Source organism: Natronococcus sp. (genome assembly GCF_047921035.1).
In the GTDB taxonomy this organism is placed as follows: Archaea; Halobacteriota; Halobacteria; order Halobacteriales; family Natrialbaceae; genus Natronococcus.
Genome location: NZ_JBLRWX010000139.1, coordinates 1 through 6,738, shown reverse-complemented (window position 1 = coordinate 6,738; position 6,738 = coordinate 1). Strand labels below are relative to the sequence as shown.

The window sequence follows — 6,738 nt, the reverse complement described above, 5'->3', positions numbered from 1 at the left end:
GTTCACGCCGGTCCGGGCTGGTGCTGGGGACGCAGCGACCGGCGTTTTCAGCGGCGTCAGGTACTATCCCGAGATAGAGATGGGCGACAACCAAGAGTTCGTCGAGGCCTACGAGGCCGAGTACGACGAACTACCGGACAACTTCTCGCGGGTCGGCTACGACTCGATTCGGATGATGGCACGAGGGATCCAGGAAGCCGGATCGGACGACCCGACCGAGGTCGCGGGCGTCCTGGGCGGCCTCGAGCAGGACACCATCTTCGGGCCCAACGAGTTCCGCGAGTGTGACGGCCAGGCCGTGAACCCAGTGTGGATGGGCGAACTCGTCGAGAACGACGATCTACCGGACGTCGAGATCCTGACGGAACTCGACGGCGAGGAGGCGATTCCAGCCTGTGAAGAAACCGGCTGTGAGCGATAGAGGTTGTGGATAGGTACGTTCGACAATGCACGGAACGACTCGCCGACCGGCGTTATGTTAGGAACAGCCACTCAACAACTGTTAGACGGGTTGACGCTCGGATTCGTCTACGTACTGCTCGCTGCCGGACTGTCGGTCATCTTCGGCGTGATGAACGTCATCAACTTCGCCCACGGTGAGCTGGCGGTTTTGGGCGCGTACCTCGCGGTCGCGATCACGATCCAAACCGGTATCGGCGGCACGGCCTTTATTGCAGCACTGGTGATCGCCCCGCTTCTGGTCGGGATCCTGGGCGTCGCCCTCGAACGATACACCGTACAGCCGCTGTACGGCCGGAACCCGCTCTATCACATTCTGTTGACGTTCGGCCTCGTCCTCGTCATCAACGATCTCATCTATCTCATCTGGGGGACGGGGTCGTTCAGACTCCCGCGACCGGGGGTATTGACCGGAACGATCGGGGCGTTCGGGTTCGACGTCAGCGCCTACAACCTCTTTATGATAGTTAGCGGCGCACTGATGGCCTTCGCCGTCTGGGCGCTGCTCGAGTACACCCGGTACGGACTGATCATCCGGGCGGGCTCGCAGGACCGCCAGATGGTCCGGAACCTCGGGATTCAAATCGATCGGTACTACTCGCTGGTCTTCGGTGTCGGGGCCGCACTCGCCGCCTTCGCCGGTATCATCCTCGCCGGAAACCAGCAGGCCCACCCCGAACTCGGGATGTCGATTATCATCCCGGCGTTCGTCATCGTCGTCCTCGGTGGCCTTGGGAGCTTCAAGGGTGCAGTCGTCGGCGGCCTCCTCGTAGGGATCCTCCAGGAGTCGATCCTGCGACCGTGGGTCCCCTGGCTCGAGGGAATGGTTATCTTCGTGCTGATGATCGCCATTCTCTTGATCCGTCCCCACGGGCTGTTCGGAACCGAACACGCCGAGGAGGGCGGAACCGAGCGGCTGCTGGCTGGCAAAACCGGCAGCCTGCTCGAGCGGGAGACGCGGTTCAAGCTCGGGCTCGTGATGATCGGCATCCTCGCGCTGATGCCGATCGTGGCCGGATTGCTCGGCAACCAGTTCTGGGTTACGTTCGGCTCCCGTGTCCTCGTGTGGGCACTATTTGCGCTCTCGCTCGACTTCGTGATGGGATACACCGGGCTGGTGTCACTTGGACACGCGCTGTTCCTCGGGCTCGGCGCGTACGCGGTCGTACTTGGGCTGATCCACGTCTCAAGTTCCGTCGTCGTCGCGCTCGCGCTGGCAGTCGCCCTCTCGGCGGCGATCGCGTGGATCGTCGGCTTCCTCTCGATCCGGGTCGCCGGGGTCTACTTTGCGATGATCACGCTCGCGTTCGCCGAACTCTACTACAACCTGCTCTATCGGCTCGAGATCACCGGCGGCTCCGAGGGGATCGGATTGATCGGCCAGGACTACTATTACGGCATCGCTGGCGTCGGTACGTCGCTCGACGACATCGCATTCTTCGTCGGCCCGGTCGTGCTGACCGGCCACTCGCTGTTCTACTACGTCGTGTTGGGCGCGCTCGTCGCCTCGTACTTCGTCACCCGGCGAATGCTCCAGTCGCCGTTCGGTTCGGTACTGAAATCGATCCGGGAGAACGAGGAACGAGCGACGTTCCTCGGCTACGAGACGGTCGTCTACAAGCGTCGCGCGTTCGTCGTCAGCGGGGCGTTCGCGGGCCTCGCCGGCGGACTGTTTGCGCTCAACAACGCGTTCGTCTCCCCTTCGGTCACGGAGTGGCTGAAGTCCGGTGAGGTGATCGTGATGGTCATTCTCGGCGGGATGGGAACGCTGTACGGACCGCTCATCGGTGCCGGCGCGTTCTTTGGCCTGGAACAGTTGCTGACCCACTACACTGGCCGGTGGCGGCTGGTCCTTGGGACGATCTTCGTCCTGTTCGTGATCTTCCTCCCGCGGGGGTTGGTCTCGGTGCCGACGTTGCTCGCGCCGTACCTACCCGGCGGACCGGGACCCGAAGCGGATTCCGGACAACTACCCGAAGAAACCCGAACGGAGGGCGGTGACTGATGGCAACAGAAACTCGAATCCGAAACCGGCAAACCGACGGTGAAACGATACTGGAACTCGACGGGCTGACCAAGACGTTCGGCGCGTTCGCGGCCATCGACGACGTTTCGATGACGGTCGAACGAGGCGAGTTCCGCAGCGTCATCGGCCCGAACGGCGCTGGCAAGACCACGCTGTTCAACCTCATTTCCGGCGCGTTGCCCGTCAGCGAGGGAGCCGTCTACTTCGACGGCGAGAACATTACCTCTCTCTCGCCGCCCGAGCGCGTCGGTCGCGGCATCGGTCGATCGTTCCAGATATCCAACGTCTTCGGCGGCCTCTCCGTCCGCGAGAACGTCAGACTCGCGGTTCAGGCCGACCGGCGGAGCGAATACAACCTGATCGAATCGCTCTTCAAGCCGACGGGTCGGTACGGAGACATCAACGCGGAGACGGACCGTGTCCTCGAGCGGATCGATCTCGTGCACGTCGCCGAGGAGGGGGCGGACGCACTCGCGTACGGCGACCGACGGCGCCTCGAGATCGGGGTCGTCCTCGCGACGGATCCGGACCTGGTCCTGTTCGACGAGCCGACGGCCGGGATGAGCGTCGAGGAGACCCGAGAAACGATCGACCTGATCGAGGAGGTGCTGGTCGACCAGACGCTACTGCTGATCGAACACGACATCGAACTCGTTATGGAACTCTCAGACCGCATCACCGTGTTGAACAGGGGCGAGATCCTTGCGGAAGGAACGCCGGAGGAGATCGCCGATAACAGCGACGTACAGGACGCCTACCTCGGAGGGATGACCGAATGAGTGTCGAGCCGTTACTCGCCGTCGAGAACGTCGACGCGGGGTACGGTGAGACGCAGGTTCTGCGGGAGCTGTCGCTGTCGGTCCAGGAGGGCGAGGTCGTCTCGCTGGTCGGCCGCAACGGCGCCGGCAAGACGACGACGCTGCGCTCGATCGTCGGTATTCTGTCTCCGACGAGCGGCACCGTCACCTACCGCGGAACCAACATCACCGACCTCGACGCGACGGAAACCGTCCAGCATGGACTGGCGTTCGTTCCGGAGGAACGCCAGATCTTCCCGGAGCTCACCGTCAAGGAGAACCTCGAGCTCGCCGACTACGGCGGCGCACCGGACGTCGACTCGTTCTCGGTTGGCGAGGCGCTCGAGATGTTCGAGAACCTGAAAGAGCGGGCGTCGAACCCCGGTTCGTCGCTCTCCGGCGGCGAACAGCAGATGCTCGCGATCGCTCGCGCACTGGTCGGCGGCGCCGACCTCATCCTACTCGACGAGCCCACGGAGGGGCTGGCTCCCTACATCGTCCAGGACGTGATGGACATCGTCGAGGAGCTCAACGAACGGGGGATCACGATCCTGCTGGTCGAGCAGAACGTCCACGTCTGCCTCGAGCTCGCCGACCGGAACTACCTTATCGACCAGGGCGAGATCGTCTACGAGGGGACGTCCGCGGAGCTCGAGGCCGACGAGGAGATCCTCGACAAGTATCTCGGGGTGACGGCCTGAGTGCTGCCGTCTTTGCCTCGTGCGGGTTAGAGTTTGTAAACGCGTCCGCGAAACGTCGCGACCCGCTCGTCATCCTCGTCGGTGACAACGACCTCGTACTCCGCGGTCCGGCCGGACCCGTGGGTTTCCGTCGCCGTCGCCGTGAGTTCGGTGCCGACGTCGACGGCCTCGAGGTACGACATGTTCGTCTCGAGGGCGACAGCCGTCTCCCCCCGGGAGTTCGACGCCGCGGCGAAGGCCGCGTCGGCGAGCGAGTAGATCGCTCCGCCGTGAGGGGTCCCGTGGAAGTTCGTGAGGTCCTCGGTTATTTCGAGAGTGGTTCGTGCACTCCCCGCCTCCAGCGATCGGAGTCGGATGCCGAGCGTCTGACAGTACGCGTCGTCTTCGATACGTTGCCGTATCTCCTCTGTCATATCATCCCACAGCGATCCCCAACGAAAAGTATCTAGCGGAACATCTGCTGAAACAGCGCCGCTTCCGCCCGGCGGAGCCGCTCGAGAAACGCCGACTTGCTGATCCCGAGCTCGTCGGCGACCGCCTCGGAACTGGCCTGTCGCGGAATCTCGAAGTAGCCCGATTCGAGGGCCATCCGGAGACACTCCTCCTGAGCGGGCGTGAGTTCCCACCGCTGGCCGGGCGACTCCGTGGCCTCCGACTCGAGGGGGTAGACCCGCTCGAGTTTGACGCCGACGGTTTCGCCGGCCGCCTCCATGACGCCTTTCAGCACGTCGCGGCCGACGACCGCACCGAAGATCCGGGCCTCCCCCTCGCGGTATCGCAGGGTCTCGACGATGAGCCCGCCGTCGATGAGCCGTCGGACGACGCAGGGATGTTTCGAGAGGCACCGGTATCCCGAACGGCCGTCGGTTCGGGAAACGTGTAGGTACGAGATCCGCTCGTCGTCGTCCAGGTGCGCCGTGAGCCGATCCGTTCTCGCCGAACTGAACTGCAGGAGATCGTAGCCGTCGCTGCGCCGCTGAGGTGCTCGGGCATCGATCTCGGCACCGACGTCACGGCTTGCCTCCGCGAGCGGGCAGTCGTCGTTTCGAACCCTGAACTCCACGGCGAGACACTCGTCGATCATGCGAACGTATATTATCTTGTGGTTGCTTCCATTTAAAGCCCCGTTATGTGGCGGTCAACTGCTAAGGACGTAACCATCGTAGTTTATAATGAAACCATGGATCTGGACACAGTCAAAGAACGCGCGGGGCCCCGGGAGTTCAGCCCCGCGGACGACCTCCCCAGGGAGTACCGGGAGGCCGCCACGCGGATGATCGAGTTCCACGCCAACAGCGAGATCATGGGCGCCTACCTCGAGCGGCCGTTCATCCGACAGGCGCCGAGTATCGACCGGAAGCTGGCGTTCTCGGCGAAGGTCCAGGACGAGATCGGCCACGGCCAGTTGCTCTACCGGGCCGCCGAGTCACTGGGCGTCAAGACTCGCGAGGAGATGTTGGACGACCTCGCCAACGGGGACGGGAAGTTCCTCAACTGCTTCCACTACCAGATGGACGACTGGGTCGAGACGCCGATGATCGCCTTCTTCGTCGACGGCGCGGCAATGCGCCGGCAGGCGACGCTTCGCCGAACCAGCTGGGAGCCCTACGCCCACGCAATGGACAAGGTCTGCTTCGAGGAGGGGTTCCACGTCAAACACGGCGAGGACATCCTTCGCGAACTCATGACCGGATCCCGTGCCGAACAGCGACGGACCCAGGAGGCCTTCGAGGAGTGGTGGCCCCGGATCATCCAGTTCTTCGGACCGACCGACGACAAGAGTACCCACCACAATTTTGCCGCCTCGGTGGGTCTCAAACAGAAATCGAACGACGAACTCCGGGACGCCTTCCTCGACCAGTACATTCCGAAGGCCCGAAGGTACGGCCTCGAGATCCCCGACGAACCCCGTATTCGCGAGCGCGACGACGGCACCTACGAAGTCGAGGAGGGGGATCTGGACTGGGACGAGTTCTTCACGATCGCGAAGAACGACTACGAGCCCGGCCTCAACCAGATCAACGGCCGCAAGGCCGCACAGGAGGCCGTTCAGTGGGTTCGTAACACGATCGACGAAGACGCCACAGCCGCCGGGGGCCACGCGCCGCAGGCGGCCGACTAACCATGATTTGGGAAGTATTTAGACAGGAGAAGACGGGAGGGTACCACGCCCACTGCGGGAACGTCCACGCGCCCGACCGGGAGATGGCCAAGCAGTTCGCGGCCATCCAGCACGGTCGGCGCAAGCCCACCAACAGCCTCTGGGTCGTCCCCAAGCAAGAAATCGGCGAGATCGATAGCGAGGACGTCGCCTTCGGCGGAACGACGGACAAGGCCTACCGCTGGGCGACGGCCTACAACACGACCGGGGAGGACGCCGTCGAGGTCGTCGAGTCCGAGGACGAGCAGGCCACCGCCGAGCGACAGCGGGGTGACGACTGATGGCAACGCTCGAGAACCCGGACGACCTCGAGGCCAGCGAGCGCGAGGCCCTCGAGACGCTGCTGAAACGGCTGGCCGACGACGAGTTCGTCCTGGCCGAGCGCTACACCGAGTGGCAGGTCCGGGCGCCGACCCTCGAGTCGGATCTCGCGCTGGCGAACAACGCCCAGGACGAGCTGGGTCACGCTCGGCTGTGGTACGACGTGCTGGAGGACCTCGGTTTCGAAGAACAGGAGCTGATCTACGAGCGCGACCCCGCCGACTTCCGCCACGCCACACTCGTCGAACTCCCCTTCGCGGAGGGCGACTGGGC

Annotated in this window: 9 protein-coding genes; 7 read left to right on the top strand and 2 right to left on the bottom strand. The window is 63.8% G+C overall.

Annotated features, from left to right (window positions below; genetic code table 11):
• From ACNA7R_RS18545 to ACNA7R_RS18530, 4 genes are all read left to right on the top strand, one after another.
• Nucleotides 1-421, top strand: a 421-nt coding sequence (locus ACNA7R_RS18545; protein WP_416285002.1) for an ABC transporter substrate-binding protein, incomplete at its 5' end; no start/stop codon positions are given.
• A gap of 54 nt (nt 422-475) precedes the next feature.
• Entirely contained in the window at nt 476-2,464 is a 1,989-nt protein-coding gene (locus ACNA7R_RS18540; protein WP_416285001.1) for an ABC transporter permease, read from the top strand.
• A complete protein-coding gene (locus tag ACNA7R_RS18535; RefSeq protein ID WP_416285000.1) occupies nt 2,464-3,264 on the top strand; it encodes an ABC transporter ATP-binding protein in 801 nt (266 codons plus the stop codon). The genes ACNA7R_RS18540 and ACNA7R_RS18535 overlap by 1 nt, the downstream gene beginning before the upstream one ends.
• Nucleotides 3,261-3,983, top strand: coding sequence for an ABC transporter ATP-binding protein (locus ACNA7R_RS18530; protein WP_416284999.1), 723 nt, complete (start codon nt 3,261-3,263; stop codon nt 3,981-3,983). Before ACNA7R_RS18535 ends, ACNA7R_RS18530 begins: the two co-directional genes overlap by 4 nt.
• A 26-nt stretch (nt 3,984-4,009) precedes the next feature.
• Here the strand turns inward: ACNA7R_RS18530 and paaI are convergent, their stop codons facing one another.
• Together paaI and ACNA7R_RS18520 are read right to left on the bottom strand one after the other, a co-directional pair.
• Nucleotides 4,010-4,396: a hydroxyphenylacetyl-CoA thioesterase PaaI gene (gene paaI / locus ACNA7R_RS18525; RefSeq protein ID WP_416284998.1), complete on the bottom strand. Its 387-nt coding sequence runs from the start codon at nt 4,394-4,396 to the stop codon at nt 4,010-4,012.
• Between the two features lie 32 nt (nt 4,397-4,428).
• The gene (locus ACNA7R_RS18520) at nt 4,429-5,067 is read right to left on the bottom strand and encodes a helix-turn-helix domain-containing protein (protein ID WP_416284997.1); all 639 of its coding nucleotides are present in this window, start codon (nt 5,065-5,067) and stop codon (nt 4,429-4,431) included.
• Nucleotides 5,068-5,163: 96 nt separating this feature from the next.
• Between ACNA7R_RS18520 and paaA the strand changes: the two genes are divergently transcribed.
• From paaA to ACNA7R_RS18505, 3 genes are all read left to right on the top strand, one after another.
• A complete protein-coding gene (paaA, locus tag ACNA7R_RS18515) occupies nt 5,164-6,105 on the top strand; it encodes a 1,2-phenylacetyl-CoA epoxidase subunit PaaA (RefSeq protein WP_416284996.1) in 942 nt (313 codons plus the stop codon).
• A 2-nt stretch (nt 6,106-6,107) separates the two neighbouring features.
• A complete protein-coding gene (gene paaB / locus ACNA7R_RS18510) occupies nt 6,108-6,425 on the top strand; it encodes a 1,2-phenylacetyl-CoA epoxidase subunit PaaB (RefSeq protein WP_416284995.1) in 318 nt (105 codons plus the stop codon).
• A partial coding sequence (locus ACNA7R_RS18505) for a Phenylacetic acid catabolic protein (protein WP_416284994.1) occupies nt 6,425-6,738 on the top strand: 314 nt, incomplete at its 3' end. The genes paaB and ACNA7R_RS18505, both read left to right, overlap by 1 nt.

What these genes read in the sequence shown, in the direction of transcription:
- paaB (WP_416284995.1), top strand. Translation starts at nt 6,108, where the DNA reads ATGATTTGGGAAGTATTTAGACAGGAGAAGACGGGAGGGTACCACGCC.
- paaI (WP_416284998.1), bottom strand. Translation starts at nt 4,396, where the DNA reads ATGACAGAGGAGATACGGCAACGTATCGAAGACGACGCGTACTGTCAG.
- ACNA7R_RS18540 (WP_416285001.1), top strand. Translation starts at nt 476, where the DNA reads ATGTTAGGAACAGCCACTCAACAACTGTTAGACGGGTTGACGCTCGGA.
- ACNA7R_RS18520 (WP_416284997.1), bottom strand. Translation starts at nt 5,067, where the DNA reads ATGATCGACGAGTGTCTCGCCGTGGAGTTCAGGGTTCGAAACGACGAC.
- paaA (WP_416284996.1), top strand. Translation starts at nt 5,164, where the DNA reads ATGGATCTGGACACAGTCAAAGAACGCGCGGGGCCCCGGGAGTTCAGC.
- ACNA7R_RS18530 (WP_416284999.1), top strand. Translation starts at nt 3,261, where the DNA reads ATGAGTGTCGAGCCGTTACTCGCCGTCGAGAACGTCGACGCGGGGTAC.
- ACNA7R_RS18535 (WP_416285000.1), top strand. Translation starts at nt 2,464, where the DNA reads ATGGCAACAGAAACTCGAATCCGAAACCGGCAAACCGACGGTGAAACG.